Origin of the sequence: Streptomyces piniterrae (genome assembly GCF_005048155.1) — a bacterium.
GTDB classification, from domain to species: domain Bacteria; phylum Actinomycetota; class Actinomycetes; order Streptomycetales; family Streptomycetaceae; genus Streptomyces; species Streptomyces piniterrae.
In genome coordinates this window covers 403952-426489 of the sequence record NZ_SUMB01000007.1, presented here as the reverse complement: position 1 = coordinate 426489, position 22538 = coordinate 403952, and the positions used below count along the sequence as shown (strand labels likewise).

At 70.5% G+C, this 22538-nt stretch carries 24 protein-coding genes and 1 rRNA gene; 9 read left to right on the top strand and 16 right to left on the bottom strand.

Going from position 1 to position 22538, the window contains the following annotated elements; all coding sequences use genetic code 11:
- Both FCH28_RS22375 and FCH28_RS22365 read right to left on the bottom strand, forming a co-directional pair.
- Positions 1-125, bottom strand: a 16S ribosomal RNA gene (locus FCH28_RS22375); the annotation flags it as partial.
- 637 nt (positions 126-762) lie between these two features.
- Entirely contained in the window at positions 763-1410 is a 648-nt protein-coding gene (locus tag FCH28_RS22365; protein ID WP_136741859.1) for a DNA-3-methyladenine glycosylase, read from the bottom strand.
- Positions 1411-1580: 170 nt separating this feature from the next.
- On the opposite strand from FCH28_RS22365, the gene FCH28_RS22360 reads away from it, so the two are divergent.
- The 3 genes from FCH28_RS22360 (at position 1581) to FCH28_RS22350 (ending at position 3859) form a co-directional block, all read left to right on the top strand.
- Entirely contained in the window at positions 1581-2360 is a 780-nt protein-coding gene (locus FCH28_RS22360; RefSeq protein ID WP_136741858.1) for a sporulation protein, read from the top strand.
- A gap of 41 nt (positions 2361-2401) precedes the next feature.
- The gene (locus FCH28_RS22355) at positions 2402-2941 is read left to right on the top strand and encodes a YbhB/YbcL family Raf kinase inhibitor-like protein (protein WP_136741857.1); all 540 of its coding nucleotides are present in this window, start codon (positions 2402-2404) and stop codon (positions 2939-2941) included.
- 411 nt (positions 2942-3352) lie between these two features.
- Positions 3353-3859, top strand: coding sequence for an HNH endonuclease (locus tag FCH28_RS22350; protein WP_136741897.1), 507 nt, complete (start codon positions 3353-3355; stop codon positions 3857-3859).
- Positions 3860-3890: 31 nt separating this feature from the next.
- On the opposite strand, the gene FCH28_RS22345 is transcribed toward FCH28_RS22350, so the two are convergent.
- The 4 genes from FCH28_RS22345 to FCH28_RS22330 all read right to left on the bottom strand — a co-directional run bounded on the left by FCH28_RS22345 (position 3891) and on the right by FCH28_RS22330 (position 7089).
- Complete coding sequence (locus FCH28_RS22345; RefSeq protein ID WP_136741856.1) at positions 3891-4658, bottom strand: sulfite exporter TauE/SafE family protein; 768 nt, start codon at positions 4656-4658, stop codon at positions 3891-3893.
- An 87-nt stretch (positions 4659-4745) separates the two neighbouring features.
- Positions 4746-5681 carry an SPFH domain-containing protein gene (locus FCH28_RS22340; RefSeq protein ID WP_136741855.1) on the bottom strand — a complete coding sequence of 312 codons (936 nt, stop codon included), beginning with the start codon at positions 5679-5681 and terminating at the stop codon, positions 4746-4748.
- A gap of 105 nt (positions 5682-5786) precedes the next feature.
- The gene (locus FCH28_RS22335) at positions 5787-6200 is read right to left on the bottom strand and encodes an NfeD family protein (protein WP_136741896.1); all 414 of its coding nucleotides are present in this window, start codon (positions 6198-6200) and stop codon (positions 5787-5789) included.
- A gap of 79 nt (positions 6201-6279) precedes the next feature.
- Positions 6280-7089 carry an ABC transporter ATP-binding protein gene (locus tag FCH28_RS22330; RefSeq protein WP_136741854.1) on the bottom strand — a complete coding sequence of 270 codons (810 nt, stop codon included), beginning with the start codon at positions 7087-7089 and terminating at the stop codon, positions 6280-6282.
- Between the two features lie 86 nt (positions 7090-7175).
- Between FCH28_RS22330 and FCH28_RS22325 the strand changes: the two genes are divergently transcribed.
- Positions 7176-7994, top strand: a complete 819-nt coding sequence (locus FCH28_RS22325) for a hypothetical protein (protein WP_136741853.1) — start codon at positions 7176-7178, stop codon at positions 7992-7994.
- A gap of 170 nt (positions 7995-8164) precedes the next feature.
- Here the strand turns inward: FCH28_RS22325 and FCH28_RS22320 are convergent, their stop codons facing one another.
- From FCH28_RS22320 to FCH28_RS22300, 5 genes are all read right to left on the bottom strand, one after another.
- The gene (locus FCH28_RS22320; RefSeq protein WP_136741852.1) at positions 8165-8410 is read right to left on the bottom strand and encodes a chaplin; all 246 of its coding nucleotides are present in this window, start codon (positions 8408-8410) and stop codon (positions 8165-8167) included.
- A gap of 163 nt (positions 8411-8573) precedes the next feature.
- Positions 8574-8813, bottom strand: a complete 240-nt coding sequence (locus FCH28_RS22315) for a chaplin (RefSeq protein WP_136741851.1) — start codon at positions 8811-8813, stop codon at positions 8574-8576.
- Positions 8814-8968: 155 nt separating this feature from the next.
- Entirely contained in the window at positions 8969-9205 is a 237-nt protein-coding gene (locus tag FCH28_RS22310; protein WP_136741850.1) for a chaplin, read from the bottom strand.
- Positions 9206-9398: 193 nt separating this feature from the next.
- A complete protein-coding gene (locus FCH28_RS22305) occupies positions 9399-10046 on the bottom strand; it encodes a response regulator (RefSeq protein ID WP_136741849.1) in 648 nt (215 codons plus the stop codon).
- Entirely contained in the window at positions 10039-11184 is a 1146-nt protein-coding gene (locus FCH28_RS22300; protein WP_136741848.1) for a GAF domain-containing sensor histidine kinase, read from the bottom strand. Before FCH28_RS22300 ends, FCH28_RS22305 begins: the two co-directional genes overlap by 8 nt.
- A gap of 189 nt (positions 11185-11373) precedes the next feature.
- Here FCH28_RS22300 and FCH28_RS22295 point away from each other — a divergent pair, with 189 nt between their 5' ends.
- The 4 genes from FCH28_RS22295 (at position 11374) to FCH28_RS22280 (ending at position 15009) form a co-directional block, all read left to right on the top strand.
- Positions 11374-12081 carry an SDR family NAD(P)-dependent oxidoreductase gene (locus FCH28_RS22295; protein WP_136741847.1) on the top strand — a complete coding sequence of 236 codons (708 nt, stop codon included), beginning with the start codon at positions 11374-11376 and terminating at the stop codon, positions 12079-12081.
- Positions 12078-13193 carry an S-adenosylmethionine:tRNA ribosyltransferase-isomerase gene (locus tag FCH28_RS22290; RefSeq protein WP_136741846.1) on the top strand — a complete coding sequence of 372 codons (1116 nt, stop codon included), beginning with the start codon at positions 12078-12080 and terminating at the stop codon, positions 13191-13193. The genes FCH28_RS22295 and FCH28_RS22290 overlap by 4 nt, the downstream gene beginning before the upstream one ends.
- A 16-nt stretch (positions 13194-13209) precedes the next feature.
- A complete protein-coding gene (locus FCH28_RS22285; RefSeq protein WP_187363889.1) occupies positions 13210-13941 on the top strand; it encodes a nitroreductase family protein in 732 nt (243 codons plus the stop codon).
- 318 nt (positions 13942-14259) lie between these two features.
- Entirely contained in the window at positions 14260-15009 is a 750-nt protein-coding gene (locus tag FCH28_RS22280; RefSeq protein WP_136741845.1) for a transglycosylase SLT domain-containing protein, read from the top strand.
- 122 nt (positions 15010-15131) lie between these two features.
- On the opposite strand, the gene FCH28_RS22275 is transcribed toward FCH28_RS22280, so the two are convergent.
- Complete coding sequence (locus tag FCH28_RS22275) at positions 15132-17687, bottom strand: ABC transporter ATP-binding protein/permease (RefSeq protein ID WP_136741844.1); 2556 nt, start codon at positions 17685-17687, stop codon at positions 15132-15134.
- A 748-nt stretch (positions 17688-18435) separates the two neighbouring features.
- Between FCH28_RS22275 and serB the strand changes: the two genes are divergently transcribed.
- A complete protein-coding gene (serB, locus tag FCH28_RS22270; protein ID WP_136741843.1) occupies positions 18436-19683 on the top strand; it encodes a phosphoserine phosphatase SerB in 1248 nt (415 codons plus the stop codon).
- Between the two features lie 263 nt (positions 19684-19946).
- Here serB and FCH28_RS22265 read toward each other — a convergent pair whose 3' ends face one another.
- The 4 genes from FCH28_RS22265 to FCH28_RS22255 form a co-directional block, all read right to left on the bottom strand.
- Positions 19947-20465, bottom strand: coding sequence for a SixA phosphatase family protein (locus FCH28_RS22265; protein ID WP_136741842.1), 519 nt, complete (start codon positions 20463-20465; stop codon positions 19947-19949).
- A gap of 88 nt (positions 20466-20553) precedes the next feature.
- Complete coding sequence (locus tag FCH28_RS22260; protein ID WP_136741841.1) at positions 20554-20766, bottom strand: hypothetical protein; 213 nt, start codon at positions 20764-20766, stop codon at positions 20554-20556.
- A 177-nt stretch (positions 20767-20943) separates the two neighbouring features.
- A complete protein-coding gene (locus FCH28_RS39740; protein WP_281289748.1) occupies positions 20944-21060 on the bottom strand; it encodes an SGM_5486 family transporter-associated protein in 117 nt (38 codons plus the stop codon).
- Positions 21061-21164: 104 nt separating this feature from the next.
- Positions 21165-22484 carry a CynX/NimT family MFS transporter gene (locus tag FCH28_RS22255; protein WP_136741840.1) on the bottom strand — a complete coding sequence of 440 codons (1320 nt, stop codon included), beginning with the start codon at positions 22482-22484 and terminating at the stop codon, positions 21165-21167.
- Positions 22485-22538 lie beyond the last annotated feature (54 nt).

Here is a 22538-nt window from a genome sequence, read left to right as displayed (position 1 = left end):
GATTGCCCACGTGTTACTCACCCGTTCGCCACTAATCCCCGGCCGAAACCGGTTCATCGTTCGACTTGCATGTGTTAAGCACGCCGCCAGCGTTCGTCCTGAGCCAGGATCAAACTCTCCGTGAATGCTTTACCCGACTGCGTTTAATTAAAAACTGCGGGTGACACTCGCGTTGAGCGGAACCACCAGAGGAATAATCCGGTGATTCACAGCGTCCTCGCTGTGTGTGCCTGCCGAAGCTCTGCTTGGCAGGACTTTCAAAGGAACCTCGTCCCAGCTGATGCTGGAGACGGGGTATCAACATATCTGGCGTTGACTTTTGGCACGCTGTTGAGTTCTCAAGGAACGGACGCTTCCTTTGGATTCCCTCTCGGGCTTCCTCCGGGCGCTTCCCTTCGGTTTTGCGTTTCCGACTCTATCAGATCCTCGCGGTCCTGATTTTCGCCGGTGCGATTCGGCCTTTCGGCTTCTTCGCGGTTCCGACTTTAGCAGATCCTTTTTCGTTCCCTGCTCGAAGTCGCAGTGGTTCGAATTCGGTTCCGATTTCCCGTCGGAGGGGGTGCCTTTCGGCGTGGTCACTACTTTAGCGGTTCTCCCCGGCGGCTCATAATCGGGCCGTTGGGATCGAATTTCGACAACGCGAAAAAGGACCCCGATTGGGGAGGCGTACGTAGTGGGTGGTTTCGCCGCCTGGCGGTCTGCGCAGATAGCGCTGCCCGTCTCCAGCGGCTCGGGCTACGTTAGGCGGTCGTCATGGCGGAGTCAAGTTGCCGTGGTGGCGCGGCGGCGCGGAGTGTGCCGGCGGTACGGGCTGACGGTGGGGTCGCCGGCGATCCAGTAGCGCCAGGGGTGATCGGCCCCGTCGCCGCCGACTCCGGTGCGGGGGCCGTTGCGTACCTGGTCAGGGGGTGCCGGGCGGCCGCGCAGTACGGAGAGGGGCGCGTCGGCGGTGCAGAGGTCGGCGCCGTCGAGGGTGCGGTCGATGTCGAGGGCGGTCGCCAAGCGGGCCGGGCCCTTGGCCAGTTCGTTGCTGTTGCGGGCCTTGGGGCGGCGGCCGGTTGCCAGCTGCGTACCGGTGAGGATCTCGCCGGCGCGGAGCAGGACGGCGCTCGCCCGGCCCTCGGGGCCGCAGACGAGGTTGACGCTGAACCACATGCCGTAGATGAAGTAGACGTACGCGTGGCCGGGCGGGCCGAACATGGCGGCGTTGCGTGTCGTCCGGCCCCGGTAGGCGTGTGAGCCGGGGTCGGTTTCACCGTCGTATGCCTCGACCTCGGTCAGGCGGAGTTCGATGCGGCCGTCGGGGGTGTTGCGGACGAGCGTGCGGCCGAGGAGGTCGGGGGCGACGTCGTGAACGGGGCGGTCGAAGAAGTCGCGGTTGAGCGGCATACGTTCCGGTACGTCGGTCATGCGGCCCGAGGGTAGTGCAGCGGTGGGGGCGGGCGGCTGGCCATGAGGGGGCCCGGGTCTGGGAAGGTGTGGCCGTGGAACCGGCCCGCGCCGTTCCGCGTTCGTAGGAATCAAGCCGAGTTCTCGGCGGGGTAGACACAGCACAGGCGTTCCGCCTGGGGAGGACGAGCATGGGGTTCAAGAAGCTGATGGCGAGCATGGGGGCCGGCGGCGCCAAGGTGGAGACGGTGCTCTTCGAGGAGAACGTCGTCCCGGGCGGTGTCGTGCAGGGTGAGGTGCGGATCCAGGGCGGGACCGTGCCGCAGGACATCCAGGGGCTGTCCGTCGGGCTGCAGGCGGTCGTCGAGGTGCAGACCAACGACGGGGAGACCCGGCAGAACATCGAGTTCACCAAGGTGCAGGTGGGTGGCGCGTTCCAGGTGCAGGCGGGCGCCGCGCACACCGTGCCGTTTGGTCTGGAGATTCCCTGGGAGACCCCGATCACGACGTTCCTCGGAACGCATCTGAAGGGGATGAGCGTGGGGGTGACGACGGAGCTGGCGATCGCCCGTGCGCTGGACTCCGGTGATCTGGACCCGGTGAACGTGCACCCGTTGCCGGCGCAGCAGGCGATTCTGGACGCGTTCGGCCGGCTCGGGTTCCGGTTCAAGTCCGCCGACCTGGAGAAGGGGCACATTCGGGACACGCGGCAGCAGCTGCCGTTCTACCAGGAGATCGAGTTCTACGCGCCGCAGCAGTACCGCGGGCTGAACCAGGTCGAGCTGTCGTTCGTCGCGGACGGGCAGGCGATGGACGTGGTGCTGGAGATGGACAAGAAGCCGGGTCTGTTCGGCAGCTCGGACTCGTACCGGCAGTTCACGGTGGACCTCAACGACTTCGAGGGGACCGACTGGGCCGGTTACCTCAACCACTGGCTGGCGGAGGTCGGCGGCAAGCGGAACTGGCTCTAACCTGGCCGGGCAGGTGTCAGCAAGCGACCAGGAGGTGTCGAGTGTCCGAGCTGAAGCGGCGGCCGCTCCCGCACGATTTCCATCCGCCGGTACCGGAGTTCACGGTGGTGAGCGACGAGGTGGAGCCGGGTGGGACGCTGCGTTCCGAGCAGGTGCACGCCGAGGGGAACCGTTCGCCGCACCTGCGGTGGGAGGGTGCTCCCGCGGGGACGAAGAGCTACGCCGTCACCTGCTTCGACCCGGATGCGCCGACCGGCAGCGGTTTCTGGCACTGGTCGCTGTTCGACATCCCGGCGTCGGTGACGGAGCTGCCGTCCGGCGCCGGGTCCGGTGACATGAAGGGGCTGCCCGATGGTGCCGTTCATGTCCGTAATGACTACGGGACTCGGGATTTCGGTGGCGCGGCGCCGCCGCCCGGGGATGGTCCGCACCGTTATGTGTTCACCGTGTATGCGGTGGACCAGGAAAAGCTCGGTCCGGATGCCGATGTTTCGCCCGCGGTGGTGGGTTTTAATCTGCGCTTCCACACGCTCGGGCGGGCTCAGTTGATCGCCGAGTACGAGGTGCCGGCCGAGGGCTGAGCGCCAGTAATTCCGTTGCGCCCCGGCGCTCCTCGCACGCAGAGTGGTACTCGGCTGACGGCCTGCTAGAGCCGTCGGGCAGCTGGTACCGCAGTGGCGGGAGCGGCGGGGCGCAGGTGTGTCGCCCCCCGTTTGCCGGAGTCCGCACTTGTGTCGGGCGTCCTCGCCGGCTGCCGTTCGCTCCGGGTCCCGCGTGTTTCACGGGGGCGGGATCCGGAGCGACCCATTTCTTGTGCGCCGGCCGCTATGGAATTCCGGTACGCGCGGCGCGCGCATCACCCGTTCTTCGCCTTGCGATCATTTTCCATTTCCCTTGCGGCATACGGAAATTGCGTTGTCCGGGGAATACCTGCCACTGCACAGTGGAGCCACTTCGCCATGGGGGCGATCGGGGTCCGGGAGGTGGTCGGGATGCGCGAGACGCTGGTTCTGAACGCGAGCTTCGAGCCGCTGTCGACGGTGTCGCTGCGGCGTGCGGTGGTGCTGGTGATGCAGGACAAGGCCGTGGTCGAGCACGCGCACCCGGGGCTGCGTATCCGTGCCGCTTCGGTGGATGTGCCAGTGCCCCGGGTGATCAGGCTCAGCAGATACGTCCGGGTGCCGTTCCGAAGACAGGCCGCTTGGTCGCGGCGGGGTGTGCTGGTGCGGGACCAGCACCGGTGCGCGTACTGCGACCGGCGGGCGACGACCGTGGACCATGTCGTACCGCGGTCGCACGGTGGTGGGGACACCTGGCTGAATACGGTCGCCTCCTGCGCCGAGGACAATCACCGTAAAGCGGACCGTACGCCGGAGCAGGCGGGGATGAAGCTGCTGCGGCGGCCGTTCGAGCCGACGCCCGCGGATGCGATGGTCTCGGCGCTCGGGGTGTCCGTCCGGGAACAGCTGCCGGACTGGCTGGCGGTGCTCCCGGCCTGAAACGCCTGCCCGGCGGATCGTCCAACTCGCGCTATTTGAGGGCGAGTTGGACGATCGCCGCCAGGCCGACGGCGACGATGACGGCGCGCAGGGCGGTGGGCGGCAGACGCCGGCCCACCTTCGCGCCGAGCTGGCCGCCGAGGGCGGAGCCGACGGCGATGAGGAGCACGGCGCTCCAGTCGAAGTCGGCGACGAAGAGGAAGAAGATCGCGGCAACGCCATTGACGAGCGCGGCGAGGACGTTCTTGAGGGCGTTGAGGCGCTGAAGGTCCTCGTTGAGCAGCATGCCCATCAGGGAGAGGTAGATGATGCCCTGGGCGGCGCCGAAGTAGCCGCCGTAGACGCTGGCCAGCAGCAGGCCGGTGAGCAGGGCGATACCGCCGTCGCGGTGTGCGGTGGTGCCGTTGCGGGCGCGGCGGGCGCGGAGCGCGGCGGACAGCCGGGGCTGTGCGATGACCAGCACCAGGGCGATGGCGATCAGCACGGGGACGATCGTGTCGAAGGCGCTGGAGGGCAGTGCGAGCAGCAGGATCGCGCCGGTCAGGCCGCCGACGAGGGCGACCGCGCCGAAGCGCAGGGCGCGGCCGCGCTGGCCGTTGAGCTCGCGGCGGTAGCCGATGGCGCCGCTGATCGAACCGGGCACCAGGCCGAGGGTGTTGGACACGTTGGCCGTGACGGGTGGCAGGCCGATGGCCAGCAGCACGGGGAAAGTGATCAGCGTTCCCGAACCGACGATGGTGTTGATGGTGCCGGCTCCGATGCCGGTGGCGAAGACTGCGACTGCTTCCCAGATGGACAAGGCCATCTCCTCACATGGTCAGGGTGTGCCTCCCCGCCATGAAGGTCGAGGGGCCACCACTGATCATGCACGAGGGGTGTACGGGCGTCAGTCGATCGGGGGAGTTTCCCGGTTCGGCGTGCTGGGCTTGGGGATGCTGCCGCCGCCCGCGGGGTTGAAGTTGCCGATGGCGCCGCCCAGGCCCTTGAGGGCGTCGCCGATCTCGCTGGGCACGATCCAGAGCTTGTTGGCGTCGCCTTCGGCGATCTTCGGGAGCATCTGGAGGTACTGGTACGAGAGCAGCTTCTGGTCCGGGTCGCCGGCGTGGATGGACTCGAAGACCACCCGGATCGCCTGGGCCTCGCCCTCGGCGCGCAGGGCCGCGGCCTTGGCCTCACCTTCGGCGCGCAGGATCGAGGACTGCTTCTCACCTTCGGCGGTGAGGATCTGGGACTGCCGGACACCCTCGGCCTGGAGGATCGCGGCGCGCTTGTCGCGGTCGGCACGCATCTGCTTCTCCATCGAGTCCTGGATGGAGGTCGGCGGCTCGATGGCCTTGAGCTCGACGCGGTTGACGCGGATGCCCCACTTGCCGGTGGCCTCGTCGAGGACGCCGCGCAGCGCCGCGTTGATCTCCTCGCGGGAGGTCAGGGTGCGCTCCAGGTCCATGCCGCCGATGATGTTTCGCAGCGTGGTGACGGTGAGCTGCTCGATCGCCTGGATGTAGCTGGCGACTTCGTACGTCGCGGCGCGGGCGTCGGTGACCTGGTAATAGATGACCGTGTCGATGTTGACGACGAGGTTGTCCTGGGTGATCACCGGCTGCGGCGGGAACGGCACGACCTGTTCGCGGAGGTCGATGCGGTTGCGGATGGAGTCGATGAACGGGACGACGATGTTCAGGCCGGCGTTGAGCGTGCGGGTGTAGCGGCCGAAGCGTTCGACGATGGCTGCGCTGGCCTGCGGAATGACCTGGATCGTTTTGATGAGTGCGATGAACACGAGCACCACCAGGATGATCAGGACGATGATGATCGGTTCCACAGCGGCTCCCGTGCCCTTCGTAGCTGGTCCGTGCCGGACGTTGTCGACCGGCTTACAGGTTGATCAGTCTTTCAGAGTCGTGGCTCGTCGCGCAGCGTGTTCAGGTCAGATGACAACGGCGGTGGCGCCTTCGATCTCGACGACGTCGACCTGCTGGCCGGGCTCGTAGATCTGGCCGCTGTCGAGGGCGCGCGCGGACCAGACCTCGCCGGCGAGCTTGATGCGGCCGCCGCCGTCGGCGTCGATCCGTTCGAGGACCGTGGCGCTTCTGCCCTTGAGTGCGTCGACGCCCGATGCCAGGTGCGGTCCCTGGCCGCGGTGGCGGTTGGCGATGGGGCGTACGACGGCGATCAGCGCGACCGATACCGCGGCGAACACGAGGAATTGGAGGACGGTGCCGCCACCGACTCCCGCGGTGACGGCACCGGCGACGGCACCGACCGCGAGCATCCCGAATTCGGGCATCGCGGTCACGACAAGAGGAATACCCAGCCCTACGGCGGCGATCAGCCACCACACCCATGGATCCACGGGTTCATGGTAGATCCGCGAAGCGGCCCGGGACAGGGCGCGATCGGTCAGAGGCGGGCAGTCACGGTCAGGAAAGCGGCAGCCCCTGGGCCGTCCAGCGGTCGCCGTTGCGCTCGACGATCAGCGGCAGGCCGAAGCAGTGGGAGAGGTTGCTGGAGGTCAGTTCCAGGTCGAGCGGTCCCGCGGCCAGCACCTTGCCCTGGCGGATCATCAGGACGTGGGTGAAGCCGGGGGCGATCTCCTCGACATGGTGGGTGACCATGATCATCGAGGGTGCGTACGGGTCGCGGGCGAGGCGGCCGAGGCGGCGCACCAGGTCCTCGCGGCCTCCGAGGTCGAGGCCGGCGGCGGGCTCGTCGAGGAGGAGCAGCTCGGGGTCGGTCATCATCGCGCGGGCGATCAGGGTGCGCTTGCGCTCGCCCTCGGAGAGGGTGCCGAACTTCCGGTCGAGGTAGTCGTTCATGCCGAGGCGGTCGAGGAAGGCGCGGGCGCGCTGCTCGTCGACGTCCTCGTAGTTCTCCTGCCAGTGCGCGGTCATGCCGTACGCGGCGGTGAGCACGGTCTGCAGGACGGTCTGGCTGCGCGGCAGCTTGTCGGCGAGGGCGATGCCGGCGATGCCGATGCGCGGGCGGAGGTCGAAGACGTCGACCTTGCCGAGCCGCTCGCCGAGGATCGTGGCGTCGCCGGTGGACGGGAAGAGGTAGCTGGAGGCGACGTTCAGGAGGGTGGTCTTGCCGGCGCCGTTGGGGCCGAGGATCACCCAGCGCTCCCCCTCCTTCACTGACCAGGAGACCTGCTCCACCAGAGCCCGTCCTTCGCGGACCACGGATACGTCCACCAGCTCCAGTACATCGCTCATGAGCGCGTTGTCTCCCATTGCATCTCGGCAGTCGCGTGCGCCTCCAGGCGCCCCCAGCAAACCTACGCCACTCATTGTCAGTGCCGTTCCCTAGGCTGGGGGCCATGCTCGATGAACCTCGATCAGGACGGCTGGCGTCATGGGGAAATGCCCTATTGGCCGGGCTTGTCTCGCCTGATGAAGCCGCGCACCGTATCGCGGACGATGACGCGGTCCACCGCGTGACGGACCTGCCCGGGGAGGAGGCGCCGGTCGGGCTGACGCTCGCGCTGGGGCGGCTGCGGGCGCTGGGGGCCACCGGCCTGCGGGTGGCGCTGCCGGTGCCGGGGCATCCGCTGGGGCTGAGCGGGCCGCCGGAATTCAATGCGCGGGCGCTGGAGGCCGGCGAGGCGGTGCTCGCCGTGGGGGCGGGTCTGGGGCTGGTTCCGGAGATATACGAGGCCGGGCCGGAGGGCGGGACCGCTCCCGATGTGCATGTGGAGGTGGTCTGGCACTGCCTGCCGGTGCGGGAGGCGCCACCGGCCGACGTGCCGTCGCTGGGCGAGGCGGAGCGGGAACTGGCGGAGGCGCTGCGGGATGCGACCGAGGTGCTCTCGAAGCTGGACGTGGCCGGGGCAGGACCGGTCGCGGAGGCGGCCCTGGCTGCGTACCGGGCGCGGGCGGAGGCCGGGCGACAGGTGCTGGCTCCCGGGTACCCACCGCGCGCGGTGCGGGTCTTGGAGCTGGCGCAGCGGGTGGGCGCGCTGATCGACATCGCCCGGCAGGCCGGCAGCGACAACGGCCGGGAGCACGGCGGCGCGGTGAGCTCGTCGGAGATCTCGGCCCGTGCCGAGGCACTGCGGCCGGTGGAGCGTACGGCCCGCCGGGCGCAGGTGGCCGCGTACAACTCCGCGGTGGAGGAACGGGAGCGGCGCCGGGGGTGAGGGGGCGGGTGCCAGGGCCTGTCCTATGGGTCAGGGCCTGGACGCAGAAGGCCCCGCCGTACCGCAGCGGCGGTCGGCGGGGCCTCGGGAGGGGATATGCGGTCCCGGCGTTCCCCTCGGGGTGAACGGCCCCGGTCAGGCGGGGCCGTTCGGTCCTGGGTCGGACAACCTCAGCCGTTCGAGCTGGTGTTGTCGAAGGTGGGGTTGAGGGCGCCGATGACGGTGGCGGTGTTGCCGGTGGCGTTCACGGGAACGTGGACGGGGGCCTGGACCAGGTTGCCCGAGCCGATACCGGGAGAGTGGGTGGCCTTGCCGTCGGCCTGCGCGCCACCGTGGGCGAACGCGGAGCCGGCGGCGGCACCCAGGGCGAGACCGGCGGCGGCGAGAACGAGAGCGGCCTTCTTGGCGGTGTTCATGGGGGGTGAGTTCCTCACGTGGCGGCGCGGGGCCGGAAGACGGGGGCTGGCGGTGCGGAGGGCAGACCGGCCGCACGTCCCGGGAGTAGGCGGGGCCGGTCCGGCATGACCCGCGCGGGTGATGGGGCCGCGCGGGTCATGATGATCGCGGTCGGGTCCGCGGTCAGTTGTTGGTGGAGCAGTTGTCGTGGTTGGGGCTGAGGACACTGACGACGCCGATGCTGTTGCCGGTGATGTTCGTCGCAACACCCACCGGGGCCTGGACGACGTTGCCGGAGCCGACGCCGGGGGATTCGATGGCCGCACCCTGCGCGTCGCCGCTGGCGAACGCCGCGCCGGCGGCGGCACCGAGGGCGAGGCCGGTGGTGGCGAGAACGAGAGCGGCCTTCTTGGCGGTGTTCATGGGGGTGAGTTCCTCACTTGCCGGCGCATGGCCGGACTGACGATGACTGTGGAGAGCCGGACCGGCCGCACGTCCAGGGGTTGGCGGGGCCGGTCCGGGCCGCGCGGATCAGGCGGTCGCGCGGGTCCTGCGATCGTGCGGGCGGCAGCCTGCGGTCAGTTGTTCTGGCAGGAGTTGCCGAAGACCGGGTTGAGGATGCCGACGACCTGGATGGAGTTGCCGCAGATGTTCGTCTGGGCCTTCACCGGCACCTGCACGACGTTGCCCGAGAGGACGCCGGGCGAGTTGACCGCCGCGCCGTCGGCCTGGGTCGCGGAGGCGACGCCGGCACCGGCGACGGCGAGCCCGCCCGCCGCGATCGTGATGGCCGCTGCCCGCTTGATGTTCTTCACTTCTCTTGCTCCTCGTTGCCGTTGCCGTGACCAGTCCGCCACGACTGCACTGGAAAACGGCTCGGAGCGCGGAGGGATACGCCATGTGGGCGACGTCTACACGACAGTATGAATCTCGGATCGGGGGGCGACGTTCCGCTTGACGCATTGTCGTACGGAAGGGACGTCGAACCCCCCGCGCCCCATCCGGAACTCAGGCCCCGATACCGTGCCTGACCGCCCACAAAGCGGCCTGCGTACGGTCGGCGAGGTCGAGTTTCATGAGGATGTTGGACACATGCGTCTTGACGGTCTTCTCGGAGAGGACCAGCGCGCGGGCGATCTCCCGGTTGGAGCGGCCGTCCGCGATCAGGCCGAGCACCTCACGCTCCCGTTCGGTGAGTGAAGTGCCTCGCCCCTGGCCGTTGTTGCCCTCTTCCTGGGACAGCAGGGCGCCGGCGACCTCGGGCTGGAGGAGGACGTGGCCCGCGTGCACGGAGCGGATGGCGCCGGCCAGTGCCTCCGGGTCGATGTCCTTGTAGACATAGCCCGCCGCGCCCGCGCGCAGCGCCGGGATGACGGTGCGCTGTTCGGTGAAACTGGTGACGATCAACACCCGTGCGGGGTTGGCCAGTTCGCGGAGTTTGCGGAGCGCCTCGATGCCGTCCATACCGGGCATCTTGACGTCCATCAGGACGACGTCCGGGCGCAGCTGTTCGGCGGCGGCGACGCCTGCGGCGCCGTCGGAGGCCTCCCCCACCACCTCGATGTCGTCCTGGATCTCCAGGAACGTGCGCAGACCCCGGCGTACGACCTGGTGATCGTCGACGAGCAGTACGCGAATAGCGCCGTTGTCAGCCACCGGGCACCTCCATCTCGACAGCGGTGCCCTTGCCGGGCTCCGACTCCACGGTGAGCCTTCCCCCGACGCCGCTCGCCCGGTCGCGCATCGAGACCAGGCCGAGGTGCCGGCCGGCCCGGCGGACCTTGCGGGTGTCGAAGCCCCGGCCGTCGTCGGCGATGCGCAGCAGCGCGCCCTGGCCGTTCCGGGCGAGGGTCACCTCGACACACTCGGCGCCGGAGTGCCGCAGGGCGTTGTGCAGCGCCTCCTGGGCGACGCGGAGGAGCGCTTCTTCCTGGGCGGCCGGCAGCGCACGGACGCCTTGGGCGGCGAACGTGACGCGCGCGGCGTGGGCCCGGTCCAGGACCTGGGCCTGGGAGCGCAGGGTGGCGACCAGGCCGTCCTCGTCGAGGGCCGCGGGCCGCAACTCGATGACGGCGGCGCGCAGTTCGTCGGCGGCCTCGGCGGCCAGCGCGGCGACCTGGTGGAGCTCGCCCTTGGCGCGGGCCGGGTCGCGGTCGACGAGTGCGGCGGCGGCCTGGGCGGTCAGCCGGAGCGAGAACAGTTTCTGGGCGACCGCGTCGTGCAGTTCGTGGGCGAGGCGGGCGCGCTCCCCCGCGATGGTGAGTTCGCGGCTGCGCTCGTAGAGGCGGGCGTTGGTCAGGGCGATGGCGGCGTGCTGGGCGAGTATGCCGAGGAGACGCTCGTCGTCCTCGGTGAAGCCACAGCTGCCGTCCGGCTTGGGGCAGCGCTTGTTGGCGAGGAAGAGGGCGCCGAGGATCTCGTCGCCGTCGGCGACCGGCAGGCCGAGGAAGTCGGACATGTCCGGGTGGGCGGCGGGCCAGCCGCCGAAGCGGGGGTCCTTGCGGACGTCGGCGAGGCGCTCGGGGGTGGCGTTGTGCAGCATCGCGGCGAGGATGCCGTGTTGCCGGGGCAGCGGGCCGATGGCCTTCCACTGTTCGTTGCTGACGCCGTCCACCACGAACTGGGCGAAGCCGCCGTGATCGTCGGGTACGCCCAGCGCGGCGTATTCGGCGTCCAGCAGCTCGCGGGCCTCGGCGACGATGGTCTTGAGGACGTCGCGTACCTCGAGGTGCCTGCTCATCGCCAGGATCGCGGTGCTCACCGCGGGGATCCCCGCGCCCGGTCCATTGGTCATGGCTTCACCGTACCGGCGGGCTGACCTGCCCGTATCGGCCCTGCGGCGGCCGGCACCTACGTCCCCCGGCCTAGGCCGAATGCCCTGGTGACGGCCCGCCCGGCGGCCGACGCCCGCGGAACGTCCGGTTCCTAGCGTGAAGGCGAGGGCGCGGGGCGGTTTCCCCGGCCCGGGAAAGGGGACGCGATCATGCCGGTGGCGATCATCACGGGTGCATCGAAGGGGCTGGGCCGGGCGCTCGCCGCGGCGCTGGCCGGGCGGGGCTGGGATCTGGTGGTGGACGCCAGGTCGGCCGGGCCGCTGGAGGAGGCGGCGCGGGAGCTGCGGGCCACGGGGGCGCGGGTGGTGGCGCTGCCCGGCGATGTGGCGGACGGCGGGCACCGGGCGGCGCTGGTGGCGGCGGCCCGTGAGCTGGGCGGGCTCGATCTGCTGGTGAACAACGCGAGTGTGCTGGGTGCGGCGCCGCTGGTGCGGCTGGCGGAGCATTCGCTGGACGGTTTGCGGGCGGCACTGGAGGTGAATGTGGTGGCGCCGCTGGGGCTCGTGCAGGAGGCGCTGCCGCTGTTGCGCGTGCGTGCGGGAGCGGGCGCGGCGATCCTCAACATCAGCTCGGACGCGGCCGTCGAGGCGTATGAGACCTGGGGTGGTTACGGGGCGTCGAAGGCGGCGCTGGATCAGCTGTCGGCGGTGCTGGCGGTGGAGGAGCCGGAGCTTCGGGTGTGGTGGGTGGACCCGGGCGATATGCGTACCGATCTGTATGCGGCCGCCGTCCCGGCCGACGACGACTCCGGGCGGCCGCTGCCCGCGACCGTGGTCCCCGCGCTGCTGCGGCTGCTCGACGGCCCGGTGGCCGGCGGCCGGTATGCGGCGGCGGAGCTGCTGGACGGCGTCCGGTGATCGCGGACACGCTGCTGGTCCCGGAGGAGCTCTCGGCCCGGGAGCCGGCCGAGCAGCGGGGCCACGGGCTGGGCCGGGATGCCGTACGGCTGATGGTGAGCCGGGGCGCGGCCGAGGTCGGGCATCACGCCTTCGACGAGCTGCCGGAGCTGCTGACGGCCGGGGACGTACTGGTGGTGAACACCTCCCGGACGCTGCCCGCGGCGGTGGACGGCCGCATCGGGGACGGGCGGGGGCGCGGCGAACCGGTGGTGGTGCACTTCTCGACGCGGGCGGACCGGTGGCATCCGGCGGGCCCGGCGGTGGCCGGCTGCTGGGCGGTGGAGCTGCGGAGCCCGGACGGACGGGGCAGCAGCAGGGCGCGGGCGGGCGGGCCCGCGGGGGCGGTGGTGCGGCTGCCGGGCGGCGCCCGGCTGGTCCTCCAGGCCCCGGTGGACCCGGGGAGCCCACGCCTGTGGTGGGCGCGGGTGGCGGGAAGCACCGGGCCGGAGCTGATGCGGCGGTACGGGCGGCCGATCCGGTACGGCTACACGGACCGGGACCAGCCGCTGGACGCGTATCAGACGGTGTTCGCGGTGGATTCGCCGGACGGCGGCAGCGCGGAGATGCCGAGTGCGGCCCGGCCTTTCACCGCGGCGCTGGTGGCCAGGCTGGTCAGCGCGGGCGTGCAGATCGCGCCGATCTCGCTGTATACGGGGGTCGCGTCGGCGGAGGCGTTCGAGCCGCCGTATCCGGAGCGGTTCGCGGTGCCGCCTACGACGGCGTGGCTGGTCAACGCCGCGCGGGCGCGGCGGAGGGCGGCCCCGGGCGATCCGGGCGGCCGGATCGTGGCGGTCGGGACCACGGCCGTACGGGCCCTGGAGTCGGCGGCCGGGCCGGACGGGCGGGTGCGGGCCGCGACCGGCTGGACGGATCTCGTGGTGACGCCGGAGCGCGGGACGCGGGTGGTGGACGGCCTGCTCACGGGCCTGCACGAACCGACGGCTTCGCATCTGCTGATGCTGGAGGCGGTGGCGGACGGGGAGCCGCTGCGGCGCGCGTACGCGGAGGCGGTGGAGCGGCGCTACCTGTGGCATGAATTCGGGGATCTGCATCTCCTGCTGCCGTCCTGAGTTCCAGACTCGATGCATGGAGCACTCAACGGAGCCCCCTTCTCGCCCGTCGCCTTCGCCGGAGCGCTGGGCTCCGACCCATGGCGCCCCCTACCGGCCGGTGCCGTACCGGCCGGCGCGAATGCCGGCCGAGGAGTCGCTGGCCCGCGCCGCCGAGCTGCGTGAGCGAATGGCCGGGCGGCGGACGGTGCGGCAGTTCGCCGCCGATCCGGTGCCGGAGCAGGTGGTGCGGGACGCGATCGCCTGCGCGGCCACCGCTCCGTCCGGGGCACATCAGCAGCCATGGACGTTCGTACTGGTCAAGGACCCGGAGGTGCGTCGCAGGATCCGGGCGGCGGCGGAGGCCGAGGAGCGTGTCTCCTACGAGGGGCGGCTGGGCGAGGAGTGGCTGGCGGCGCTGCGGCCGCTGGGCACGGACGAGGTCAAGCCTCATCTGACGGACGCACCTCAGCTGATCGTCGTCTTCCAGCAGCGGCACTGGCTGGGCGAGGACGGCGGTAAGCGCAAGCACTACTACGTGGACGAGTCGGTGGGCATCGCGGTCGGCATGCTGCTGTCCGCGCTGCATCTGTCGGGGCTGGCGGCGCTGGTGCACACGCCGAGTCCGATGCGGTTTCTCCGGGAGGTGCTGGGCCGGCCGGCCAATGAAAAGGCATTTGCGGTCATTCCGGTCGGATATCCGGCACCTGAATGCGAAGTGCCCGATTTGACCCGAAAAGCCCTCGACCAGGTATTGATTGAAGTCTGACTTCTACTGGTTGTGCATTCGCAATTACACCCGGCGAGATAAACCTCTGCCCAATGTGACGCCGCGCATAGGACGTACGTCACTTACGAACCGGGTTAGTGGCCCCCCATCTCCCGCGTGAGCTGGGAGTTTCCCACCTGCGACGCAATTCGCGGGCCTGGGGTTCCACTAACCCGGATCGTATGTCGCACCTTTGCCCGGTTAATTTCCGGCCGCTAAGAATGGCCCCGTCGCTCGGCGCCGTGGATGGAACTCGGCGTTCTACGCCCCCCAAAGGCCCTTGCGACGGTCCCCCCATTGGAAGAGGTCGACCCGCCCATGCCTAAGCACGCAGTTTCTGGTCATAGCCGACCAAATCGGACTCATAAGTTTGCTGTCGCAGGTGTCGCCGCAGCCGGCGCCGCCGCTCTTGTCTTCGCTGTCGTTCCGGGGGCCGACGCCGAGCAGGGCAAGGTGGAAGCCGCCGCCGTCCAGAACGTGCAGCCGGCTGCTTTCAGCGCGGTGAACACCGCCGCGAAGACGCAGCAGGCCACGATCACCAAGCAGGCCGACGACTCCGCCGCCAAGGGCCGGGCCGAGATCGCCGCCGCCAAGAAGAAGGCCGCCGCCGAGGCCGCCGCCGCGGCCAAGGCGAAGGCCGCCGCCGCCGCGAAGGCCAAGGCCGAGAAGGAGCGCCGGGCGAAGGAGGCCGCGAGCCGGGCCGCCCAGCGCGCCGCCCTCGCGCCGAAGCCGGTCGTCAAGACCTACCCGAACAACCTGGACGGCTGGATCCGCGAGTCGCTGGACATCATGGCCAAGCACAACATTCCGGGCAGCTACAACGGCATCTACCGCAACATCATGCGGGAGTCGTCCGGTAACCCGATGGCGATCAACAACTGGGACATCAACGCCCAGAACGGCACCCCGTCCAAGGGCCTGCTCCAGGTCATCCAGCCGACGTTCAACGCGTACCACGTCGCCGGCACCTCCTGGAACCTCTACGACCCGGTCGCCAACATCACCGCCGCCTGCAACTACGCGGCCGCCAAGTACGGCTCGATGGACAACGTCAACTCGGCCTACTGAGCCGTCGGCACAGCCGGACCGCGTTCGCGCGCACCTACCGCCGAGGGGCGGCACCCGAGACCGGGTGCCGCCCCTCGGCGGTTTCGCTCCCGCAGCGCGGGCGGCGGCCTGACGGCCCTGCGCTACTTGCGCATGACCTCCGGCTCGTGGCGGCGCAGCAGCCGGGCGACGACGAAGGCGAGCCCGACGCCCAGCGCGACCAGGATGATCACGTCCATCACGTAGACACCGGTCTGGTGCTTCCACAGCGGGTCCGGGTTGCCCAGTTCCCACGGCAGCAGCGTGTTCATGTCAGCGGTCGCGCCCATCGCGGCGACGGCCCAGCGCGACGGCATCAGCCAGGCGACCTGGGCGACGCCCGGGGTGTCGAAGAGCTGGAAGAGCACTCCGGTGAAGACGACCTGGACGATGGCGAACATGACCAGCAGCGGCATGGTCTTCTCGGCGGTCTTGACCAGCGCGGAGATGATCAGGCCGAACATCATCGAAGTGAAGCCGAGCGCGATGATCGCCACCGCCAGCTCGATGGCCGGCATCTTCTCCACCACGAGGCCCTCGGACGGCATGTTGCGGGTCGAGAAGCCGATCGCCGCGATGATGCCGCCCTGGAAGGCGGTGACCACACCGAGCACGATCACCTTGGACATCAGATACGCCGACCGCGACAGGCCGGTGGCCCGTTCGCGCTCGTAGATGACCCGCTCCTTGATCAGCTCACGGACCGAGTTGGCCGCGCCCGAGAAGCACATGCCGACCGCAAGGATCAGCATGATGGTGCTGGCGTCGCGGTTGGTGCGGTGCTTCTCGAAGGGCCCGTACCCGAGGCCGTAATCGCTGGGGATCAGCATCGAGACGACACCGAGCACCGCGGGCAGGATCAGCATCAGGCCGAGGAAGCCCCGGTCGGACGCGAGGACCGAGACATAGCGCCGCATCAGCGTCCACAGCTGCGAGCCCCAGCTCTGGGACTTCTGCATCCGGGCCGGCGGCGGCTGGATCGTCACCGACTGCGGGGCGACGGCGTCGATGTCCGCGGCGTACATCTGGTAGTGCGGGGAACCGCGCCAGCGGCCCATCCAGTCGTAGTCGCGGTAGTTCTCGAAGGCCGAGAAGACATCCGCCCAGGTGTCGTACTGGAAGAAGTTCAGCGCTTCCTCGGGCGGGCCGAAGTAGGCCACGCCGCCGCCCGGCGCCATCACCAACAGCTTGTCGCAGATGCCGAGTTCGGCGACGGAGTGGGTGACGACGAGGACCGTGCGGCCGTCGTCGGCGAGGCCGCGCAGCAGCTGCATGACGTCGCGGTCCATGCCCGGGTCGAGACCGGAGGTCGGCTCGTCCAGGAAGATCAGCGACGGCTTGGTGAGCAGCTCCAGGGCCACCGACACCCGCTTGCGCTGGCCGCCGGAGAGCGAGGTGACCTTCTTGTCCTTGTGGATGTCGAGCTTGAGCTCGCGCAGCACCTCGTCGATCCGGGCCTCGCGCTCGGACTCCGCGGTGTCACCGGGGAAGCGCAGCTTGGCCGCGTACTTGAGGGCCTTGGCGACGGTCAGCTCCTTGTGCAGGATGTCGTCCTGCGGGACCAGACCGATGCGCTGCCGCAGCTCGGCGAACTGCTTGTAGAGGTTCCGGTTGTCGTAGAGGACATCGCCCTGGTTGGCGGGGCGATAGCCGGTCAGCGCCTTGAGCAGCGTCGACTTACCGGATCCGGACGGGCCGATGACGGCGATCAGCGACTTCTCCGGGACGCCGAAGGAGACGTCCTGGAGGATCTTCTTGCCGCCGTCGACGGTGACCGTGAGGTGGCGGGCCGAGAAGGAGACCTCGCCGGTGTCGACGAACTCCTCCAGGCGGTCGCCGACCAGCCGGAACGTGGAGTGGCCGACGCCGATGATGTCGTTCGGGCCGATCAGCGACGTGCCGGACTTGGGGACCGGCTGGCCGTTGACGTAGGTGCCGTTGTGGCTGCCCAGGTCGCGGATCTCGAAGCGGCCGTCGGGCGTGGCCCGGAACTCGGCGTGGTGGCGGGAGACTTGGAGGTCGGAGACGACCAGCTCGTTCTCCAGCGCACGACCTATCCGCATCACCCGGCCCGCGTCGAGGCGGTGGAAGGTGGTCGGGCTGCGGTCGCCCTGGGCCTGCGGGGGCCGGCCGCCGGCGTTCTGGGCGGGGTGCTGCTGCGGCGGCGCGGCCTGCTGCGGAGGCTGCTGGGCCTGCTGCTGCGGGATGTAGGGCGGCTGCTGGCCCTGGGGCGGCGCCTGCCAGCCCTGTTGGGCGGGCGGCTGCTGCTGGGCGGGTGGTGCCTGCCAGCCCTGCGCGGCCTGCTGCTGCGGCGCCATGGCGGGCTGCGCCTGGTAGGCGTCGGCGGCCGGCGCCCCGGCGGCCGACAGGCTCACCCGGGGACCGTCGGTGGCATTGCCCAGGTGCACGGTCGAGCCGGGGCCGATCTCCATCTGGTGGATCCGCTGGCCCTGGACGTAGGTGCCGTTGGTGCTGCCATGGTCTTCGATGATCCAGCCGCGACCGGCCCACCGGATGGTGGCGTGCCGCCAGGAGACCCTGGCGTCGTCGAGCACCATGTCGCCCTGCGGATCGCGTCCCACGTTGTACGACCGGGACGGGTCCAGCGTCCAGGTCCTTCCGTTCAATTCCAGTACGAGTTCAGGCACTCCACGCCCCATTACATAGTCCCCCGAGTGACGCCCTGTATGGGAAGTCTAGGGATGGCGAACATCGTGAGGAACTATTTCAGGCTCGGCCCTCCGACCGGAAACCGGGACGCTGTCGGGGTGCGGGGCGCGCACCCCGGCGCACCGCCGAACGCCCCTGGGGAGCGGGCAGGCACACCGGTTCGGGGTCGCAGAGGACCGAACGATTGCGGAGGTTCCATGCGACATCGCACCCACCGTCACACCTGACGAGGACCTGTCACGCTACTCCGGGTGCTGGACGGGCCCGTCGGGCCGCGCCCATACCCTCCACCATGACCGCGGTGAGCTGGGACTTTCCGCCGCCACCGGGCCGGCGGGCAGCCTCGGAACGGGCGGGCCGGTGCACTCGGGGCCGCTTTCCCGCTCCTGTACGGCCCGTGACCGGGCGCCTGGGTCGCGATGAACTCGCCGCCGCAGCCACGGAGTTGGGGATTCGTCTGGTTCGCCCTGGTCGGCCGCGTTGACCGGCCCGGACACGACTCCATAACGATCGACGCGGGACGGCGGCGGGGAGGGGGCGCGCGGTGGGCTCGCGAGGGGGCGGAGGCGGGCACATACTGACGGGAGGACGCGCCCGTCCGCAGCGGAGACGGGCGGCGCCGGGGCCTGTCCGACACGGCAGGGCCCGGCCACGACCCGTCGGACAGGCCCCAGGCGCCGGTCCGAAGCACGGACACCTGTACGGCCGTCCGCGCCGGACGGTTACCGTAAGGGCACCATGAGCGCATCGCAGATCCCACCTGCCACCGCCGTACCGGGCGATGACGTACCGACCCTTCTCGTGAAGATCTTCGGGAAGGACCGGCCCGGCATCACCGCAGGTCTCTTCGACACCCTCGCCGCCTACTCCGTCGATGTCGTGGACATCGAACAGGTCGTGACCCGGGGACGCATCACCCTGTGCGCGCTGGTCACCGCCCCCTCCCCCGCCCAGGGCTCCTCCGGTTCGTCCGAGGGCGACCTGCGGGCCACCGTCCACAGCTGGGCCGAGTCGCTGCACCTCCAGGCGGAGATCATCTCCGGCCGGGGCGACAACCGTCCGCGTGGCAGCGGACGCTCCCATGTCACCGTGCTGGGGCACCCGCTCACCGCGGAGTCGACCGCGGCCATCGCCGCCGCCATAACGGGCACCGGCGGCAACATCGACCGTATTTTCCGCCTTGCGAAGTATCCGGTGACCGCCGTCGAGTTCGCGGTCTCCGGTGCGGCCACGGACGCGCTGCGCACGGCGCTGGCGCTGGAGGCGGCGAAGCTCGGCGTGGATGTCGCGGTCGTCTCGGCCGGGCTGCAGCGCAGGGCCCAGCGGCTGGTCGTGATGGACGTCGATTCGACGCTCATCCAGGACGAGGTCATCGAGCTGTTCGCGGCGCACGCCGGCTGTGAGCCCGAGGTCGCCGAGGTGACCGCCGCCGCGATGCGCGGCGAGCTGGACTTCGAGCAGTCGCTGCACGCCCGGGTCAAGCTGCTCGAAGGGCTGGACGCGTCCGTGGTCGACGCCGTGCGCAAGGAGGTCCGGCTCACCCCCGGGGCGCGCACCCTGGTGCGGACCCTCAAGCGGCTCGGCTACCAAGTCGGCGTGGTCTCGGGCGGTTTCACTCAGGTCACCGACGCGCTCAAGGAAGAGCTCGGGCTGGACTTCGCCTCCGCCAACACCCTGGAGATCGTCGACGGCAGGCTCACCGGCAAGGTGACCGGCGACATCGTGGACCGGGCCGGCAAGGCACGGCTGCTGCGCAGCTTCGCGCAGCAGGCCGGGGTGCCGCTCGCGCAGACCGTGGCGATCGGCGACGGCGCCAATGACCTCGACATGCTCAACACGGCGGGCCTCGGAGTGGCGTTCAACGCCAAGCCGATGGTGCGGGAGGCGGCGCACACCGCGGTGAACGTGCCGTTCCTGGACACCGTGCTGTATCTGCTGGGCGTCACACGCGAAGAGGTCGAGGCGGCCGACACACACGAGCGGTAGCGGCAGCCGGAGCGGCGGCGGCAAGGGCGCCGGGCCGGGGCGGAGGGCGAGACGCCCGCCGGAGGCCGTGCCCGAGAGATAAGACGAGAGAGTCCTGCGCGCGGGACACGACGGAACAGCCGTACGCGGGACATCCCGCCGGACATACGAGAAGGGCCCCGGGCGTTCCGGGGCCCTTCTCGTCGGCGGGCGCGTCCGCGGGCGTCGGGGCGGGCGGGGCCGGGGCCCGGCCGCGGCGAAGGCGGCGGTGGTCGCCGGGCGGCTCAGTCCTGCGGGGTCCAGTAGGCGACGAGCCGGCCGACGCCGTGCTCGACCGACTTCCAGGAACCGTTGAAGGTGACCACGGCCATCGAGGCGGTCGGAAAGCCGCTGCGGTTCATCCGCGGCAGCAGATCGCCCTCCGTCTCGCCCGAGAGCGCGTCGGCGAGGGCGTGCACCCCCGGGTTGTGCCCGACGAGCAGGAGGTCGTGGACGTCGTCCGAGGTCTCGTTGAGCAACGCGATGAGCTCGCCGAGCGAGGCCTCGTAGAGCCGCTCGTCGTAGACGGTCTTGGGCCGCTGCGGCAGCTCATGAACGAAGAGCTTCCAGGTCTCGCGGGTCCGCAGTGCCGTCGAGCAGAGGGTGAGATCGGGGTTGATACCGGCTCCGGCCAGCCAGCTGCCGGCGGCCGGGGCATCTTTGCGGCCGCGCTCGGCGAGCGGACGCTCATGGTCGGATTCCTGCGACCACTCGGCCTTGGCATGTCGAAGAAGGACAATCCGGCGGGGTGTATCGACGCTCATGCGTCCCAGCTTCGCACGAAAGGCGGCGCGGGGCGCGGGGTGTTGGAGCGCTCCCCCCTGCCGGGTGACACCCGGCAGGGGAAGATCATCAAGATGCCGCGCCGACGATCCTGGCCAGGACCTCCAGGAGCGGGGCCAGGCCGTGCGAGGCGCTCACCGCGCCCGCCTCGGCGGGGGTCGATATGAGCAGCACCAGCAGAAAGACGAAGGAGACCACCGGCAGGGCCAGCGCCCACCACGGCAGCCGCGAGACCAGACCGCGGGGCTTCGGAGCGGACGGCCGGCTCATCGCGGCGGACATGGGGATCGCCTCCGGGCGGATCGAAGCGCTGCGCTGCCGCGGTCCGCGACGCGCCCACCGCGGCGGTGCGGTGTACTTCGAAGCTACGGATCTCCCGCGGCCGTTCCTATCAGGGATGTCCCCTACTTATCCCTGAGGCGCCCCCTAGGGGACGGTCCACGGCCCGGCCGGGACGGGTCAGGGCGCGGCGATACTGGCGATGATCCCGATGACGACGGTCACGCCGAGCATGACTCCCAGGACGAGGAGCAGCTTCTTCTGGCCGCCCTGCGGCTTCGGTTCGAGCACTGGCATGCGCCCAGTGTCGCACCCGGGCCGCACCGCCGGCACGGCGGTCCCGGCCGCCCCGGACACCCGCCCCCAGCGCCCGACCTGCGCCCGGCCGGCGTCCGCACGGCTCAGCCCCCGTCCTCGATCCGCCGGTCCCGGCCCGCCAGCACCCCCACCGCGATCTGCGGCACCATCAGCCCGGCCATCAGCGCGATCGGCAGCCCCCAGCCGCCGCTGTGCTGGTAGAGCGCGCCGACCAGCAGCGGTCCCGGGATCGAGATCAGATAGCCGACGCTCTGCGCGAAGGCCGAGAGCTTGACGACGCCGGCGGAGCTGGACGAACGCATCCCGATCATGGTCAGGGCCAGCGGGAAGGCGCAGTTCGAGATGCCCATGAGCAGCGCCCAGGCCCAGGCACCGGCAGCCGGGGCCAGCCACAGCCCGGTGTAGCCGGCCAGACCGCACAGGCCGAGCGCCACTGCGAGCGGACCCTGATGGCGCATCCGGGAGGCCAGCCGCGGCAGTACGAAGGACAGCGGGACGCCCATCGCCATGGTGACGGCGAGCAGCACGCCCGCGGTGCCGGCCGGGACCCCGGCGTCGCGGAAGATCTGCGGCATCCAGCCCATCGTGATGTACGCGCCGGTGGCCTGGAGCCCGAAGAAGACGGCCAGTGCCCAGGCGGTCGGCGACGAGGTGATCCGTACGGCGGGTTCCGCGGGACGCGCGGCGCCGGCGACCGCTCCCACGGCGGTGCCGCGCCGCCGTGCGATCACCAGCCAGGGCAGCACGGCGACGGCGGCCAGCGCCGCCCATACGGAGAGCCCGGTCCGCCAACTGCCGCCCAGCGCAGCGGTCATGGGGACGGTGACCGCCGCGGCCAGCGAGGTGCCCAGGGCCAGCGCCATGGAGTACAGGCCGGTCATCGAGCCGACCCGGTCCGGGAACCAGGTCTTGATCACGACGGGCATCAGGACGTTGCTGACCGCGATGCCGGCGAGGGCGAGCGCGCTGGCCGCGAGGAATCCACCGGTCCCGCCGGCGAACGGCCGCACCGCTACGCCCACGGCTATCGCGGCCATCCCCGCGCAGACGATCGCGCCGGGGCCCCACCGCCTGGCCAGCCGGGGAGCAGCCACGCCGAAGGCGGCGAAGCACAGGGCCGGGACGGAGGTCAGCAGTCCGGCGACGGTGCCGCTCATGCCGAGTCCGTCGCGTACCTCCTCCATGAGCGCGCCGAGGCTGGTGATGGCGGGACGGAGGTTGAGCGCGGCGAGGACGAGACCTGCGATGACGAGGCCCGGCAGCCAGCGGGCGGCGGGCCCGGCCACCGGATCGCCCCCGGGGCCCTGGGAGGCCGGGCGGCCGGTGCCGTCGTACGGCGGGGTGGTGGAGGTCGTCAGGGGCTCGGCCGCGGGGCCGAGGGTCGCGAGGTCTTCGTCTGCCATGTGCACCATCATAGAATCATGGGATGAATCCCTGTCCACCCTGTTCGCTCGTGG